At 49.0% G+C, this 17559-nt stretch carries 11 protein-coding genes and 1 pseudogene; 3 read left to right on the forward strand and 9 right to left on the reverse strand.

Going from position 1 to position 17559, the window contains the following annotated elements:
* Positions 1-21 precede the first annotated feature (21 nt).
* The gene (locus DYA43_RS19080) at positions 22-237 is read right to left on the reverse strand and encodes an FxsA family protein (RefSeq protein ID WP_061055395.1); all 216 of its coding nucleotides are present in this window, start codon (positions 235-237) and stop codon (positions 22-24) included.
* Between the two features lie 277 nt (positions 238-514).
* On the opposite strand from DYA43_RS19080, the gene hcp reads away from it, so the two are divergent.
* Positions 515-2176, forward strand: a complete 1662-nt coding sequence (gene hcp / locus DYA43_RS19085) for a hydroxylamine reductase (RefSeq protein ID WP_061055396.1) — start codon at positions 515-517, stop codon at positions 2174-2176.
* Positions 2177-2225: 49 nt separating this feature from the next.
* Entirely contained in the window at positions 2226-3251 is a 1026-nt protein-coding gene (locus tag DYA43_RS19090) for an FAD-binding oxidoreductase (RefSeq protein WP_061055397.1), read from the forward strand.
* Here the strand turns inward: DYA43_RS19090 and DYA43_RS23155 are convergent.
* The 6 genes and pseudogenes from DYA43_RS23155 to DYA43_RS19115 all read right to left on the reverse strand — a co-directional run bounded on the left by DYA43_RS23155 (position 3248) and on the right by DYA43_RS19115 (position 12020).
* Positions 3248-4045, reverse strand: coding sequence for an EAL domain-containing protein (locus DYA43_RS23155; RefSeq protein WP_225869408.1), 798 nt, complete (start codon positions 4043-4045; stop codon positions 3248-3250). The two genes, DYA43_RS19090 and DYA43_RS23155, sit on opposite strands and share 4 nt — an antisense overlap.
* A gap of 327 nt (positions 4046-4372) precedes the next feature.
* Positions 4373-4837, reverse strand: a pseudogene (locus DYA43_RS23160) (CSS-motif domain-containing protein); the annotation flags it as partial.
* A gap of 330 nt (positions 4838-5167) precedes the next feature.
* Positions 5168-8284, reverse strand: coding sequence for a DUF748 domain-containing protein (locus tag DYA43_RS19100; protein ID WP_061055398.1), 3117 nt, complete (start codon positions 8282-8284; stop codon positions 5168-5170).
* A gap of 462 nt (positions 8285-8746) precedes the next feature.
* Positions 8747-10183 (reverse strand): glyceraldehyde-3-phosphate dehydrogenase, encoded by a 1437-nt coding sequence (locus DYA43_RS19105; protein ID WP_024375360.1) that lies wholly within the window; start codon positions 10181-10183, stop codon positions 8747-8749.
* A 356-nt stretch (positions 10184-10539) separates the two neighbouring features.
* Positions 10540-11583: a hypothetical protein gene (locus DYA43_RS19110; protein WP_061055399.1), complete on the reverse strand. Its 1044-nt coding sequence runs from the start codon at positions 11581-11583 to the stop codon at positions 10540-10542.
* Positions 11580-12020, reverse strand: coding sequence for a hypothetical protein (locus DYA43_RS19115; protein ID WP_225869409.1), 441 nt, complete (start codon positions 12018-12020; stop codon positions 11580-11582). The genes DYA43_RS19110 and DYA43_RS19115 overlap by 4 nt, the downstream gene beginning before the upstream one ends.
* 119 nt (positions 12021-12139) lie before the next feature.
* On the opposite strand from DYA43_RS19115, the gene DYA43_RS19120 reads away from it, so the two are divergent.
* On the forward strand, positions 12140-14791 hold the full coding sequence (locus DYA43_RS19120) for a hybrid sensor histidine kinase/response regulator (RefSeq protein ID WP_061055401.1): 2652 nt from the start codon (positions 12140-12142) through the stop codon (positions 14789-14791).
* Here DYA43_RS19120 and DYA43_RS19125 read toward each other — a convergent pair.
* Both DYA43_RS19125 and DYA43_RS19130 read right to left on the reverse strand, forming a co-directional pair.
* A complete protein-coding gene (locus DYA43_RS19125) occupies positions 14769-16583 on the reverse strand; it encodes a putative bifunctional diguanylate cyclase/phosphodiesterase (RefSeq protein WP_047461069.1) in 1815 nt (604 codons plus the stop codon). The two genes, DYA43_RS19120 and DYA43_RS19125, sit on opposite strands and share 23 nt — an antisense overlap.
* Before the next feature lie 255 nt (positions 16584-16838).
* On the reverse strand, positions 16839-17303 hold the full coding sequence (locus tag DYA43_RS19130; protein ID WP_020329000.1) for a dCMP deaminase family protein: 465 nt from the start codon (positions 17301-17303) through the stop codon (positions 16839-16841).
* Positions 17304-17559 lie beyond the last annotated feature (256 nt).

Genomic DNA, 17559 nt, shown 5'->3' on the forward strand with positions numbered 1-17559 from the left:
GCTTTTGCGTATTGGAATGGCTTATCGGCTTTGGCCTGAGACTTCTTCAAACTCGCCGTCAATCACGTTGCCTTGGTTACCCTGTGCCTGATAGAAAGGGCGGCGTTTCAGTTGCTTTTCCAGACGTTTGCCTGTGATGATGGCTGCGATTGTCAAGGGAATCGCCAGCAACAGGCTGAACATCAAAGCGAAGAATCCGGTGATCAGAGTCAGTGCGGTGACTAGAAATCGATACATGTTCTGCTCCTCTGTGTCATGAGTGGTTACTCTAACCGGGTCAAGATGAATCAAACATGAACAACATTATCCATGCGTTCATCAATGTGGGAGTCATAATGACACATTTGAGTTATTTGGTTTGTTTTTTAGTAAGTCCAAATGACCTTGTTAAATGTAATGAAAATGATAATTTTCAATAAATTCATATGGATAAAAACTGGCACGTAATATGCCATTAGAGCTTCGGAAAGAAAATAAGCGAGATGAACTCGCATCATAACTCTGGAGCTTCAATATGTTCTGTATTCAATGTGAACAAACCATTCAAACCCCGGTTGCTAAAGGCTGTGCCTATTCTCAAGGCATGTGTGGCAAAACGGCGGAAGTCTCAGATCTGCAAGACGTGCTGGTGTATTCACTGCAAGGTGTCTCTTTTTGGGCGAACTTGGGCCGCGTTTGCGGCGTCACCATCGAAGAAATTGACCAGTGGGCACCGAAAGCGTTTTTCGCAACATTGACCAATGTGAACTTCGACCCGGAACGTATCATCGAATTTGCTCAGTTGTCTCATCAGTACAAACGTCAGTTAGAGCAACAGGTGCGTGCTGCTGCCACGCTGACTGGCTTTGAAATCCCGCCCTTGTCGGCGGCGGCGCAGTTTGAACTGCCACAAGATAAGGTGGCGCTGCTGGCATTTGCACCAACCGCTGCGGTTAACCGCGGCAAAGAGAGCCTGAATGAAGACATTATTGGCCTGCGTCTGCTGTGTTTGTACGGTCTAAAAGGCGCAGCCGCCTACCTGGAACATGCCCGCGTTCTGAGCCAGACCGACGACGCGGTTTACGCCGAATACCATCAGATCATGGCTTGGTTGGGTACTGACCCGACCGACATCAGCGAGTTGCTGAAGACAGCGATGCAAATCGGCATGATGAACTATCGCATCATGGAAATGCTGGATAAAGGTGAAACCGATACTTTCGGCCATCCGGCGCCGTCTCAGGTCAACGTAAAACCTGTCAAAGGCAAATGCATTCTGGTGTCAGGTCACGACCTGCACGATCTGGAAAAAATCCTGCAACAGACACAAGGCAAAGGCATTAACGTTTACACCAACGGTGAGATGCTGCCAGCTCATGGTTATCCTGAGCTGAACAAATACCCGCATCTTGTCGGTAACTACGGCAGCGCATGGCAGAATCAGCAGAAAGAGTTTGCTAATTTCCCCGGCGCGATTGTGATGACGTCGAACTGCCTGCTGAATCCGAACGTGGGCCAGTATGCCGATCGCCTGTTTACCCGCAGCATTGTCGGCTGGCCCGGTGTGGCGCATGTAGAAGGGGACGATTTCAGTGCCGTTATTGAGTGCGCGCTTGGCCAGCCAGGTTTCCAGCACGATGAAATTGAGCACTACATTACGGTCGGCTTTGGCCGCAACGCACTGATGGCTGCCGCACCAGCGGTGGTGGATCAGGTTAAGCAGGGCAACATCAAACACTTCTTCCTGGTGGGCGGTTGTGATGGCGACAAAGCGGAGCGCAGCTATTACACCGACTTCACCGCACAGGCACCGCAGGACAGTGTGATCCTCACTCTGGCGTGTGGCAAATTCCGCTTCAACAAAAATCAGTTCGGTGACATCAATGGTATTCCGCGCCTGCTGGATGTAGGCCAATGTAACGATGCGTACTCGGCGATTCAGCTGGCATTGGCACTGGCTGAGGAATTTGATTGTGGCGTGAACGATCTGCCGCTGACTCTGGTACTGTCCTGGTTTGAGCAAAAAGCGATTGTGATTTTGCTGACTCTACTCGCTCTGGGTGTGAAAGGGATTTACACCGGCCCGACTGCGCCGGCTTTCCTGACGCCAAATCTGATGGCGGTGCTGCAAGAGCAGTTTGATTTGCGCAGTATCACGACGGTTGAAAACGATTTGGCGACCATTCTCGCCGCGTAACAATACCTGGCCCTGCTTGCAGGGCCTATGAGCAAGAGGAGAAACATATATGTCTGCCTGGGCAGAACAAGACATTCTCGAATTAGTATGTGCGCGCAAATGGGCAGAAACCGCCGATTGTGTCAGCTTTGAGTTGGCATCACCTGATGCGTCTGTTGGGTTTGACTTCAAACCGGGGCAGTTTGCCAGCCTGGGTTTTGATATTGCAGGACAAACCGAGTACCGCGCTTATTCCATCAGTTCAATGCCACAGCAGCCGGTATTACGATTCACTGTCAAACGTGTGGCTGGCGGCAAAGTGTCCGGCCATGTATTGGAGTCGCTCAGTCAGGGGGACGTGATTCGCGTGATGAAGCCGCAAGGACTATTTAACAATGTCGATTGCGCGGCGCGCGATAAAGTGGTGCTGATCAGTGCTGGCTGTGGTATTACGCCGGTCATGTCGATGGCGCGTTCGTGGCTGGAGCAGGGGAATGTGGACATCGACTTTCTGCATGTCGCGCGCAGTTTAACGGAAACGATCTACGCCAACGAGTTGGAGCAACTGGGTCAACAGTATCCGCAGTTTCATCTAAAGCTGCTGCTCAAAGAGGCTGGCAGCACTCAGCATGCGCAAGGGCGATTGGATCAATCCTGGCTCAATACGTTGATTCCGGATTTGCATCAGCGAACGGTGTATCTGTGCGGGCCAGTAGGTTTTATGCAGGATGTGAAGCGCTACCTTGAGGCGCTCGATTTCGATATGCAGCACTTCTATCAGGAGAGCTTTACTCCAACCGTGGCTGAGAACACGCAGGCTTCTGTGGCTGAATCGGTTCGTGTACGTGTCGATGCCTTCGGCGCTGACATAGAAGCGCCCAGCGAGAGTTTGCTGCTCGAAGCGCTGGAAACCGGGCAGTTGCCAATTATCGCCGCGTGTCGCAGTGGAATTTGTGGTTCGTGCAAGTGCCGCGTCACCTCGGGAACAGTGCGCAGCCACAGTCAGGAAACGTTGAGTGCTGACGAAATAGAGCAGGGCTATGTGCTGGCCTGTTCAACAGTGCTGGAATCCGATGTAGAAATCGCTCTGAATTAGCTGAGGGCCAGTGACAGCTGGCCTTCACTCTCTTGCGCATTACCTGCTAGATAGTCAACAAATTCACGCGCAGGCAGAGGTTTCGAATAGAGATAACCCTGAATGTAATCCACCCCAAGTTCACGCAAAATGTCGAGCTGTTCCTGAGTTTCAACGCCCTCCACGATCACCTGCATATCTAAGCTCTGCGCGAGTTGTAGCATCGACATCAACAAGTTGTTGAGATGTGGCTCATGCCCCAGATTCTTCACGAATACCCGGTCAATTTTTAATGTATCGAAGTGGAATTGACGCACAAAGTTGAGACCCGAATAACCGGTACCGAAATCGTCTACTAACAAACGGATGCCAGCCTGACTGAGTAGTTGAAAATTACGCTCAACCATGTTCAGCTCATGGTCGGTGAAATCGCCGTTTTCGGTGATCTCAAACGCGATGTGCTGGGCAAACTTCGAGTTGGTCATCACCCGCTCCACCATGCGATAGGTAAAGGCGACATCACACATCAGGCTACGGTCGATGTTGACACTGACGTATTTTCCCTGCATCAGATCCGGGTTGCGTTCAATCAACTTCAGCGCTTTCTCAATCACAAAGTCAGTCAGTTGTTCGATAAATCCGAGGCGCTCGGCGAGCGGAATAAAAATCGTTGGCGGGATCTGCCCTTGCGTCGGATGATTCCAGCGTAATAACGCTTCACAACCAGTTACCTTCTGCGTTGAAGCCTGAATAATAGGCTGAAAATGAACACTAAACTGTTTGTCTTTCAGTGCATGTAATATTGAGCTTTCCAAGCTCTGTTTCTGTATCACTTTTTTGCGTTTATACAGATATACAGAAAGAATGATGAAATAGACGCACAGTAAGATCCACGCCTCACTATACAAAAAATGAACGTAAGTTTTTGGGGTTAAATAAAATTCTAATACTAAAGGGAATACTTGAGATTTAAATCCTAATGTTTTAATTATCCCATCAGCTTGCTTATTTAAAACTGGGTTATCGTAGATTTTTATAACAAACGGAAGATGATGATGACCAATCATGTTGGTGACAAGTCTCGTCAGATAACGCGGTGGAATCACCATACTGACACCGTTTAAATCATCATCGGCATAGAGATATATCACGGAGTGTGTTTTTGTTATGGCGGTTTTCGTGAACGTCAGAGTTTCATGGGTTGGGGAGGCGACCACACGTTGAAATACCGAGTTATAAATACGTACCGAAGACTCACCTTGTGAGCTGGTGCAATAAATTAATGGCGAGCCATGAAAGATACCGATTTCTTTTGCGTAGTCTGACTTGAAGACAAACTTTCGAAGGTTCTCTGCTACGTTACTGCATGGAACGTCTGTATGAACTTGGTCAATCAGGGATTGTGTTTGCTGGCGGGTGTGCTGCAGTGCCTGTTCAATCTGTGAGACTGATTGGTTACCCAAATAATCAAATAATCGATTGCTGTAAAATACGCAGATAAGTGCGTAGATTAATATTGATAAACCAAGCAAAAATATATGATGAATTAATGATTGGCGATTTAACTTACGCAATAAAAACTTAGGAGTTAATTGGGTTGTTAACATACAGTCGTGAATTCCGCCTCTGTCTCACTCTCACGGTGAGAGCGCGATATTCTTAAAGGTGGTTTAACCAGTCAACTTATTGTCATTGATAAATTTTTGACAAGCAAGATAGCCGATTAAACGAACTGTCATCTTCGTATATATGGATAAAAGAGTCAATGACTGACCGTATTTTAGCGTATCAGTGAGTACTTATATAAAGCTATTGTTGAATATAAATGGAAATAAGAAAATTGATCTGACTTTAATCGGTTTTAATAAAATATTAATGGTACAAAAATAATAAAAAACGCCCCGGGTTATCCGGGGCGTCAGCGGTTTTAGATAGAGTTAGTTGGCACCAACCGTGAGCTCTGCACCACTGTCTTCTGTTTTAAGGTGCGTTTTGCTATCAAGCAGGAATACTCGCTCTGGAGCAATATTGGCTTGGTCCACCAGATACGCTTTCACGGCTTTGGCGCGCTCTTCTGCCAGATTGCCTAACTGGTTTGGCGTGATGTTGGTCGAGTTAACCAACTGGTTGTAAAGGCCAAGCATTAACGTCGTCTGGATTTGCTCCTTGGTTATTTCCTTGCCTTCTGCACGCTCGGTCAGTTGTTGTTCAACCTTATTGCGTTCTTCACGAATGTTGAGACCCAGCTGCTTTTTGGCCAGTGATTCAACCGCATCGGCCAGTGGCGCTGATTCGGAAATTCGGCTCGCACTGAAATCGGTTGGCAGAGCATCCAGCCCACTTTGCTCCTGCAGTGCCTGCTGCACCTGCATTTCTGCCAGTGCTTTGCTGTCGTCCGCTTCAGACACCGATGCCGCGATGCTCAGTTTCAGTCCTGGGCGTGAGTCCAGAGCTTCAGCCAACTTGGTCAGACGTTCCTGCTCATCTTTATCCAGCTCTGTCGCGCCAAATGCAAAGGCTACGTGGTTGAGCTCTTCATCGGAACCCACCAGGTTGGCGAGCAGCGAGAATGGTGCAGTGACCGCTTTGACGATGATATTGGTCAGTGCCTTGAGAATGACGCTGCCGAAACTGAAATCCGGGTCGTCAACGTCGCCGGACACCTGCACACCCAGATCAATGACTCCATCTTTATCCTGCAAGATGGCGATAGCCAGTGTCAGTGGCAGGCTGGTCGCCAGATCGGACTCGCTCGGCTTACCCAGTTTGAGCTGGTCGATCACCAGATGGTTGTTACCTTCCAGCTGGTTGTTGTCCAGTTTGTAGTTGAGTGCCAGTGAAAGCTGACCTTTATCGATGTAGTAACCCGCGTAGGTACCGGAATACGGGTTAACGGAGGTCAGTTCAACGCTCTTAAACACTAGGTCCAGATCGAGATACGGTTTTTCAATCAGCGGGTTAATTTCACCTTTGAGTGTGACCGGTGCGTACTTATCGATCTTACCTGCGATGTCGACCTGAGCTTTGGTTCCCGGCGTCGACGAAAGGTGACGAATCGAACCCTGCAGTGACTCAATCCCAGATGCAAAGTTTGGCGTTAATGAGTTGTCCGCGAAATACGCCGAGCCATTGACCAGTTTGATGGCCGCAATGTCAATCGCCAGTGGTTGCTCTTTGGATTGGCTGGTGCTGGCTTTGACGCTGACCGCTTGTTTTTGGCTGCCTGACGCAGGTTTGGCCGCCGGCGCCTTGCTTTCAACGACAATGTTACCAATGTTGGTTCGTTTATCTTTGGCAATCATTACCTTAGCGTAAGGCGCATTGAAGGTGATGGTGTTGATTTTCAGCGCGTTTTTCTGAGCATCGAAATTGAGTGAATCGATGTTCATCGCCTGCCATTTCACCAAAGGTTGGTTCTGTAATGTGTCCCGAATGAGCAGATTATCAACCGATGCCGTACCTTGATATGTTGCTTTACCCTGACTGTCTCCGCTGTAGTTACCCGCAGTGGAAAGCTGACCTTTTGATAAATGCAGATTCACGTAAGGTTTGAGATAAGGTTGCAATTGGCTCAGGTCCAGATCGCTGATCGCGAGCTTGCCTTGTGCACTCAGTGCTTTCGCATCGACGCTGCCTGAGGTTTTGATTTCGCCTCGGCTCTTTTCTGGCTGTGAACGGCTACTTGAGCTCAGGGCCAGTGAGACATCATAATCAATGGGTTGGCTGAGATCGCTGACCACAGCACCCGTGGTAACCGACATCGGGAACACGCGCCAGAAGACGCCATCACTTTGTGCGCTCTCCTTGACGTTGATGTCGGTGTCGGTCATGGCAAATTGGTTCAAACGTACCAACCAGCTTGGCGCAGCGTTGTCTGTTGCATTGGTGCTTGTTTTCGGCGCCGCAGCGGTTGGCTCTTTCTTCGCCTGTTTCGGCTCGAACAACGTTTGCAGATCCAATCCCTGACGAGTGAATTGTGCATCCACCCACAGGCCTTTCATCTGAATACCAGCAATGTCGACAACCTGGGTTTCGCTCTTCAGCCCAATGCCGTTGACAGACAGAGAGGGCAGTTTAACTTTCGCTGCTTTACCATCGCTGACAACAAGATTGTTCATGGAGAACTGACCATCGCTCAGCTGATAGCTCAGCGTATCGGCGTGGTGCGCAGCAAGATAATGAGCGGAGAAGTTGATCGCACCATCAGTCACCGCAGCTTTCATTTGATCAGCGGTAAATGGCCAGAATGGCGGCAGTGTCAGTCCTTTGAGGGCGATGTCACCCTCGATTTCCAATGGCGCCAGCTGGAATTGACCTTTCAGCGACAGCTCACTGCTGTCGACGCCCTGAATGACAAAGTTGTAGTGGTTGGCCGCAGTGGCGAGTTCGGTATTTTTGTCCTGCGCGTTTTGTGGCAGCGTGAGGCTGTATGCTTGACTGTCAAACTGAGACAGGTTCAGATTCAGGCCGTCGTAGTTCAGATTGGCGCCAGTGACATTATCTTTAAAGTGGAATTTGCCTTGGGCAATCTGAATGTTGCCAATGCGAAATGCCGGGATGGCGGAATCAGCTTCGGAGGTCGCGGCCGTTTCAGGCGGTGTTTGCTGAGTACTCGCCTGCAATGTGTCGACGATATCGCTGAAATTGAAGCGCGCTTGTTCACCAGAACTGAGACGTTGCAGCGCGATTTTCGGACCCGTTAAGGTCACATGATCGACAGTTGGCGTCAGCGAGAACACGCTTTTCCAGAAACTGACTTCGACTTCCAATTGATCAAACTGAGTAAAGGCATCCTGTCCGTTTGCTTCCTGAATCGCAAATCCGTTGATGCGAGCGCGCAGCAGGAACGGGTTGATCCGAACTTCGTTCAGTACAACCGTTCGGCCCAGTTGCTGACCAAGCAGTTCGGGTACTTTAGCTTGCAGCACGGCGGGTGTGATAAGTCCCAGCGTGAGAGCGTACAGCCCATAAGCTGAGAGCGCATAGGTTCCATAGCGCACATATTTGGGTGCTTTCTTAAAGCGTTGAGCAAGATTTGACAAGGCGTTTGGCATATTAGGGGGTGATCCCTTTTATTTTGACTTCAGTGTTTTACCTGCGGGGAAGAAATTTCTGTGTCGTGAGTGGTATGGCTGTATTTATTGCATAGCATTCATATGCTTATTGGTGTTGTTTTCGCAGCAGCACGACAATTTCTGCGCCTTTAGGCTTCGTATTAAGTGTATATCCTAACCCGCAACTTTTAAGAAAAGAGCCAGATTTTAGTCAATCTAACGGATTAGAAAGATTGCGGGTAAGTGTACCTAAATTTACTGCTGAGGAATAAGAACCAGAACCAAAAAAATAGGTAACCAGTGGAATAGTGAGGGAAAGTTAAGAAAAAAAGCCGCCCACATCAGGTAAGGGCGGCAAGCACGGGGGTGTGTATGCCGTCAGAAGGGAGTGTCACGAGAGGTATAAGTCGTCACACTCTCATCTTCAGGATTGGTTTTTATTATGTTGTGGAGTCTAAATTTTTACGCTGATGGATAAGTTTTGTAACGAACACCCATCATCTGTTCCATACAGTGAACGACCTGACAGCTGTAGCCAAACTCGTTGTCATACCATACATACAGTACGCAGCGGTTGCCTTGAGCGATGGTCGCAGCACCATCAACCACACCAGCATAGCGAGAGCCAACCAGGTCAGTTGAGACGATTTCAGTCGATTCGGTGTAATCAATTTGAGCCGCTAGTTTAGACTTCAGTGCCATATCACGCAGGTATGCGTTCAGCTCGTCTTTGTCGGTCTCTTTTTCTAGGTTCAGGTTCGCAACGGCCATAGAAACGTTTGGCGTTGGGACGCGAATCGAGTTGCCTGTCAGTTTACCTGCCAGTTCAGGCAGAGCTTTCGCGACGGCTTTTGCTGCGCCTGTTGAAGTCAGCACCATGTTCAGAGACGCGGAACGGCCACGGCGATCGCCGCTGTGGAAGTTATCGATAAGGTTCTGGTCGTTAGTAAACGAGTGAACAGTTTCGATGTGACCCGATACCACGCCATATTTGTCGTGCATCGCTTTCAGCACAGGCGTAATCGCGTTAGTGGTGCAGCTTGCCGCTGAAATGATGGTGTCTTCTGGCTGAATCACAGATTCGTTCACGCCGAAAACAACGTTCTTGATGTCGCCTTTGCCCGGTGCGGTCAGCAGTACTTTCGCCGCGCCTTTTGAACCCAGGTGTTGGCCCAGACCTTCAGAATCACGCCAAACGCCAGTGTTGTCGACCACGAGAGCGTTGTTGATGCCGTACGCGGTGTAGTCTACGTCTGCTGGAGAGTTCGCGTAGATAAACTGAATGTAGTTACCGTTGGCGATCAGAGCTTTACGTTCGTTATCAATGATAATGCTGCCATTGAATTGGCCATGAACCGAGTCACGACGCAGCAGGCTGGCACGTTTTTCCAGGTCGCCTTCTTTGCCGCCGCGAACCACGATGGCACGCAGACGCAGCGGGTAACCCGGACCACTTTTCTCAATCAACAGACGAGCCAGCAGACGACCGATGCGGCCAAAGCCGTACAGAACCACATCTTTCGGTTCATTCATCACTTCGCCATTCAGCGCGCCTTGCAATGCCGTCGCCAGAAAATCTTTCAGGCCGTGTTCTTCTTCATGAGCTTGCCAGAACTGGTGTGCCATCTGACCGATGTCAACGCGACATGGAGACAGTTCCATCTCAGACAGTTGTTGAAGGATTGGCATGGTTTGTTGCAGAGAGAGGGAGGAGCCAGTGTAGCGGCGAGCAATGCGATGAGTTTTGATGATGTCGATGGTGTCAGCGTTGATCAGTGTTTTACCGAACAGGATCACTTCCACCCCTTTTTGACGATATAGCTGACCGATCAGGGGAGACATAGCTTCAGCAATCGTTTGGCTAGTTTGCCATTCTAGGAGATGTTTCTCTGGACTCATTTTTACTCGGGACCTTTCACGTTTCGTTGAGCTTATTTGTCCATCTGTAGGGGGATGAACAACAGCGGTTTCTGCCCGCAGTTTGGACTGCGTTTGGCATAGGGGGAGTTTGTTATTTTTATGTGGCGGGATTGTAAGGGCTAACTGGTTATTCTGCTAGGAAAAATAATGGCCATATTTTCAGCTTTAAAAGTGTAAATGTGCAGTGGATGTAAATGGTTTCAGTCCGCATTTCTGCGTATTGACAAATCCAAAGCAGCACACTTATTTCGTGCTAATTTTGTTTCATATCTATTTCATTTGTAGGTTTTGCATTATTTGTTTCACAAAACTGTAATCTTTATCAAATTACCCCCTTAAAAGGTAAACGAAATAGCCAGAGAGATGATGTGGGCTTTGGTCTCAATCCCGGTCAGCGGGTTTTGCTCTCTGGTGAAGTGACCACTGATGATATTTTCTGTGCTGTTGACTACTTGCCATTCGCCGTTGATGGCGACATTTGGCACGACGTTGTAGCGCAGGCCGAACAAGTAAGAGTCATTGCTGTATAACTTGCGTCGCTGACCATACTGCGCATAGGGCTGCCACTTGCCAAACTGGCGCGCCAGGCCTACATACCAGTTGGAGTAGAGTTGGTTGTCATAGATGTATTCAGAAAACAGGTGGTAATCACCCAGCGCGTAGTTGATACCCAACGCCAGCAGATCCATATCGTAGTGCGAAATGTTATACGAGCCAGTTTTAAGATCCGCTTCGGCCGTAAGATAAGCAATACGGAATACGTTATCGTCCTGATACCAGTCCATCGTCAGGCCATAAGCGGAGCTGGCATCCAGCGTGTACTGAGTGTTGTAAAGTCGGTAGTCGTTTTCACTCGGCAGTGCGGCAAAGGTTGAAATACGCAGCTGTGACGCATCGGTCAACATTTTATTCCACTCAAAAGAAGCACCATCGTAGTGCGTGATACCCAATAAACTGTCGTATACATCTTGTGGTGGACGAATCCAAGGATAGGCCACCGATACATAGTAGTATTCGGACATCATAAAGACGGGTAAACGCAGCCGTCCTACTTTGGCGCTATAGGCTCCCCAAGCCGATTCCAGATAAGCCCATTCCAGCTCCGGGCTGGAAAAGTGGTCTTGTGGGCGTTTGACGGTTTGTACTGATGTCCGCCATTGATCGTTGATGATCCAATCAAGTTGCAAGCCCAGTGTGGTGTCGCAGTCGAAGCACCATTCGTCATCAATATTGCGATGAACAAAAATGGGTACGGAGGTGTCGGATTTGGTGGCCGATACCGTGCCGAAACCGCTGATCCGAACGTGTTCCCCGACATTGATCTGACTCATCGTCAATGGCGAGAACAGTAATAAGCCGATGAGAGACGTTGTTTTCATAGTCCTTCCTCACTATCGAAGACATAAATGACGTTGACTGACTCGTTGACCCAACTGGCGGGGACATAGGCGATACCGTTTTTGTTGTGGGTTAGCCACGCCATGATTTCTTCCATACTGTTGCTTTTGGCTTCAAAAGGTGCCTTGCTGCGCCCTGAAAAAGTTTGCCTGGCCCAGATGGCTTGCATCTGTGCCGGGCTTTTGCCGAGCAGTCCATAATAGAACTGCTCACGCAAAGGTGAGCTATGGGGCAGATCCAGCAATGAGATGTTGTATTCATCAATATGGCTCAGGCGACCTCGATACAGCATTTTGACCTGACTGGACTTGAGTGGGGGAAGGTTGGGGTTGAGTGTGACAATAGCATAAGGCTCCGGATACGCAGCGGTGCTCCAGAGCAGAAAAAAGCCTATGACGATAAACCAGACTCGCTTCACCAAAAATGGTTTTCCTTAACCTAACTGACTCAACTTTCTTGAAATTATGGACGCAAACGGTGCGAAGACTGTCTACTCTTTAACCATAGGCTAGCTCTCTTCACAATCAAGGTTTAGGAATGCGCACTGCTTCTCGCTTCTCGATAAAAACTCGCCTGATGCTGCTTTGTTTAGTGCCGATGCTTGTGATTGGTTGGGGAACGTGGAATCTCTTCAGCCAGTTTCAGTCACAATTGTCGTCCTATCGTGTGATCACAGAAAAGATCACCATGCTCAGTCACATCACCAATGTGACGCATCTGATGTATCAAACCATGATTGGTCGCACCAATGGCGATGATATTCAGCCCTATCTTGCGCAACTCGATCAGGAACTGAATGCCGTGAATGGTTTGCTCGATACGCAGACGTACACAGGGTTGATCGGTAACTCAGGACTGCTGATCAAAAACAACGTAGCAGAACTTAAAAACCTTGCGCGTGAGGTTAACTCGGCGTCGGCTTCCAATATGGAAGATTACGGTCAGTGGTCGTTTGATCTGATTTACGAACTGTTGGTGGAAATTCAAAAACGCAGTAATCATCAGGCGCCGTCTGAGATTCATACGCTGGATGTGGTGTACGACGACTTGAGCTGGTTTCTCTACTGGATGCAGCGTGAAGTGTGGTTTATTCGCGGCGTATCGGAAACGGGGAATTTTGATCAGCAGCAGTTGGGTCAGTATTTTCAGATAGCAGAACGGGAACAGCAACATCTGGAGCGTTTTATCGATACCGGTGCCAGTACCGCACAGCTCGATCAAATCGTCAAACTCTTCGCGCAGCAAGATTTCAGACAAGGGGCACTGGTGCGCGATAAAATATTGCATCAGGAGGTGACACCGCAAGAGTTGACCGGATACGTGCAGTCAATTGAGAATCGCCAGGCGGCGGTGCAAAAGCTATTCATGGGTTTTTCCGACCATCTTTCGCGGCAGATTGAACAACGTGTTGCCAGCGATACGCAGCGTATCACAACGATTAGCGCAGGCGTTGCGTTGGTCTTCGTGCTGCTGCTGATTCTGGGTCTTGGCACCTTTTATCGCATCTCATCCAAACTCAACCGCATTCTCGACACCATGGGACGTTTGCGCGAGCAACGTGACAGCGCAAAGCAGATCCCGATTGACGGGAACGATGAGTTTTCAGATTTCTGTCGCAGCCTGAATCATATTGTGCAGGAAATGCAGGCCCATGAGGCCAAACTGATTCACGCCAAAGAAGAGGCGGTTGCGGCGAACCGCGCCAAGAGCTTCTTTCTGGCTAACATGTCGCATGAGATTCGCACTCCGCTTAACGGCATTATCGGTATGACGGAGATACTGGCCTCCACAGGCCTCAACACGAACCAGAGTGAAGTCTTAGCCGATATTGATACCTCTTCCCACTCGTTGCTGATGCTGCTCAACGACATTCTCGATTTGTCGAAAATCGAGGCGGGCAGTCTTACGCTTAACCCCAACAGCTTCAATTTTTCGGAAATGGTGTATGACACCGTCAACATGGTGAACTCAAAAGCGGTCAGCCAGCATATTGCGTTAAATATTCAGCTCGATCCTGCGTTGCCTGAATTGGTGATTGCGGATGAATATCGGGTGAAGCAGATCCTGATGAACCTGCTCTCTAACGCGGTGAAGTTTACCCAGGATGGTTACGTCAATGTTGAGGTGAACTATCTCGACCAAAGCCCTCCGATGATTCGGTGCAGTGTGACAGATACGGGCAAAGGCATTGAGAAGAGTAAGCTGACAACGATTTTTGAGCCGTTTACTCAGGAAGATGGCAGCATTACGCGCCGGTATGGCGGCACGGGGCTGGGGCTCGCGATTTGTCACGAACTACTGGAGATGATGCATGGCTCTATTCAGGTTCATTCCACCAAGGGGTTGGGCAGCCAGTTTGAGTTCATGATTCCGGTGGATTTGCCAACGGATCAGCCCGCTATCGCGGCCTTGGGCGAATACACGTTGCTGATCAACAACAATTCCAACTATTCCGCGGCGATTCGCCGTGAGTGTCAACGGTTGGGGCTGGATCTGGTCGAAACCAACACGGTTGCGCAGCTGGCTGAAATAGCCTTTACCAGCAGTGTGGTGAACGTGTTGTATTGCTATAGTCTGGCGCAAAGTTGCCGCGCAGATATTGCGGTACTTAAACAGCGTTTTCCACACGCTAAACTCATCATGTTGCAGCACCATCTCTTCACCAATAAAGAAGTGGCTGAACTGGTGAATGGCCGAATCACACTGCCGTTTTTGGGCAGCCGTTTCGAGCGGATGATCCGCATGCCGTTAGTATCCAGCGAAGCGTCGCTTAATCAGGAACGCCCTTTGCTGGCGGTCGATGCTGATAGCACCTCCCGCATTCTGATTGTCGAAGACAATCTGATGAATCAGAAAATCGCGACGTTTTTTCTCGAGAAAGCAGGGTTGGAATATGTGATTGTCAGCAATGGTCAGGAAGCGGTGGACATTGTTACTCAGGGCGGCCAGTTCTCTGCGGTGCTGATGGATTGCATGATGCCTGTCATGGACGGATTTACCGCCACGCGCAAAATTCGTGAGTGGGAAGCCGAAAAAGGGCTGAAGAAAATACCGATCATCGCTCTCACGGCCAGTGTGCTGGATGAAGATATCGCTCACTGCTTTGAAGCGGGGATGGATGCGTATTTGCCCAAACCGTATAAGTCAAAGCAGCTATTCGATATTTTTAATGAGCTTGAAGTCGCGTAGGCTCCGGATATTCGATGCGCTCGATGCGTTCAATGAATTGATTCGCAGGGAGCGGTTTTGAATAGTAGTAGCCCTGATATTCGTCGCAGCCTTCAATCGCCAGCAAATGCAGTTGGTTGTGGTTGTTCACGCCTTCGGCCGTAACCACTTTACCCATGTTGTGGCCCAACTGAATGATGGTACGCACCAGCATATGGTCGTCGTGGTTGTGCACGCAGTCATCAACAAACGATTTATCGATTTTCAACACATCAACGGGCAATTGTTTCAGATAGTTCAGGGACGAGTATGCGACACCAAAATCATCGATCGCAATTCGTATACCCAGCGTACGTAAATCCTGACAGGTTTCACACACGCTCTCCGGTTGCTGCATTAATGTGGTTTCGGTAATCTCCAGTTGCAGTAGTTTCGGATCTAACCCGGTTTCACGCAGGGCTTTGGTCACCACATGAAAAATATCATCGTATAAAAACTGCACCGTAGAAACATTCACGGCAATACAGATTTCGTGCCCTGCTTGTTGCCAGGCTTTGGCCTGTTTACACGCGGTTTCAATCACCCAGCGACCAATCGGAATGATCTGCTGGCTCTTTTCAGCCACACCCACAAATTCTTCCGGATTGACCAACCCTAAATCGGGATGTTGCCAACGAATCAACGCTTCTGCGCTATGCACCTGACCTGTGGCAATGTCGACTTTTGGCTGAAAGTAAAGCGCAAGCTGCTGCTTGTCGACGGCGTTACTCAGTTCTCTTTCCAGTTGGTAGTTGCGGATCGTTTCGCTGATCAGCTCTTCATCAAAATGCTGAATGATATTTTTGCCCTTTTGCTTGGCGCGCAGCACAGCGATGTCCACATTGCGGCACCAGATGTCGCTGTCGTGCATAGCATCCTCGAACAGGGCAATCCCGATGCTCATCGTCATGTGATACGTACGGTTGTTAAGGCTAAAGCCTTTATTGCACGCTTCCAGAATGTAGTTGGCCACCTGATCGGCGTAGAAACGAATATCAAACTTGTCTTTGAGAATGATCGCGAATTCATCGCCGCTCATGCGATAGAGATTCACCCGCGAAAAATCCAGCTCACGCAGGCGTTTCGCCAGTTCCGCCAGCAGCTTGTCACCTTGCTGGTGGCCAAGGCTGTCGTTGATGAGTTTGAAGTCGTCAATATCCAGTTGCAGCAACGCGTAATGTTCCGTGGGATCACGGTGACGCTCCAGCTCTTTGGTTTCGTGGGTAAACGCTTTGCGATTGGCCAGTTGAGTCAGGAAATCGGTCTGGCTGTCGCGGCGATAACGTTCCAGCTGGCGCTGCAGCTTCTGTTTGTAATAGACACCGACCGTGGCAAAGAAGGCGATGGCCGTAAGTTCAAGCGCATCTTCAGTGAATTCGCTGAAAGCTGGCGTTCCCACTTTTTGGTATTGCAGGTAGCTGGCGATCAGCAGGATTGCTGAAGCAAACGGCCACAGTGAACCGGGGTAGAGCACGATGTAGGTCAGGGGGATCAGAAGAAATGCTTCTTCTATCGCATCCAGATTGAGCGGTTCAAAATAGCTCCCCACCAGAATAACGGCAATAGAAGTGATAGCCGCCAATGCTTTCAGCCACCGCGGACGGGCAACCAGAGCGATCAGCATACAAACCGGATAGCCATAGTAGTAGTGCACCGCGACGTGATGTTGGGTGAGCAGCGTGTAGCTGATGACGGAAACAGCGAGCAGATACAACAGCGTAATGATAAAACGCGTACCTAATCCTGAAACAGCCTTATTTGACGTTGATGCCATAGAGATCCTGTTTTAGTCGCGCTCGGGCTGCAGAGAAAGCGAATTGCAGCGAATCGGGTTTATGAATGGAATTGTAGCCCCAGTTTGTCTGTCACAAAGCAGACTCAGGTCAAAACGGCAGACAAACACGGCAAAGTTACCGCTCAGTCTCATTTAAGAGACGGTCAAAAAACGCTCTTAACTTTTGTTTTAATTCGAAAGATTGAAAAGACAGCGTAGGTAGAAAAATAAAGCCCTCCAAAAGGAGGGCTCATATTATTTGTTGATTTCGCTGATAGGTTGCAGCTCATTAATTGGCAGCCAGTTCACTTTAACCCCTGCCTGCAGGAACATATCCTGACTCACTTTAATTTTGTCGCCCCAGCGCGACAGAAAATCTTCCGACTGCTCAGGACAATGCACGGCAGAAATACCAGTTTGAATGATTTTGGCTGCGCAGTTCGGACAAGGGAAGTGGGTGACGTATATCTCACAACCATCCAGATCTCGTTTCGCGAACAGAATGGCATTCTCTTCGGCGTGCAGTGTCTTGAGATATTTCATGTCACGATCATCGGTATTGGCGCTGTCAGAGATACCGTGTGGATAGCCGTTAAAGCCAACCGAGACGATGCGATTCTGTTTAGTAATGACGGCTCCTACCTGCGTGGAAGGGTCTTTACTCCACGAGCCAACAAGTTCTGCCATTTGGTAAAAGCGTTGTGCCCATTTAGAAATCATGTGGTGGTTTCCTCAACAGAGTTAGCGGTGAGTTTTGTCAGTTATGTGATTAAGATCGGTAATAATATCCTTAATTTAATAGGGTGAGTCTAGGAAAATCTGGCCTTCAGCCGCCAAGACAGCCTGACTGCTTCCTTATTACGCTTTTTAGAGTGAGAGCTCCATCAACTTTTGTGTTCGAGGGGCTTTTTGATGACAGGGATGATTTAGGATTGGCTTTGTGCGAGATCTCTTACACGTGATGTGAGAGATCGGC

The sequence above is a fragment of the Vibrio fluvialis genome, from assembly GCF_900460245.1.
In the GTDB taxonomy this organism is placed as follows: Bacteria; Pseudomonadota; Gammaproteobacteria; order Enterobacterales; family Vibrionaceae; genus Vibrio; species Vibrio fluvialis.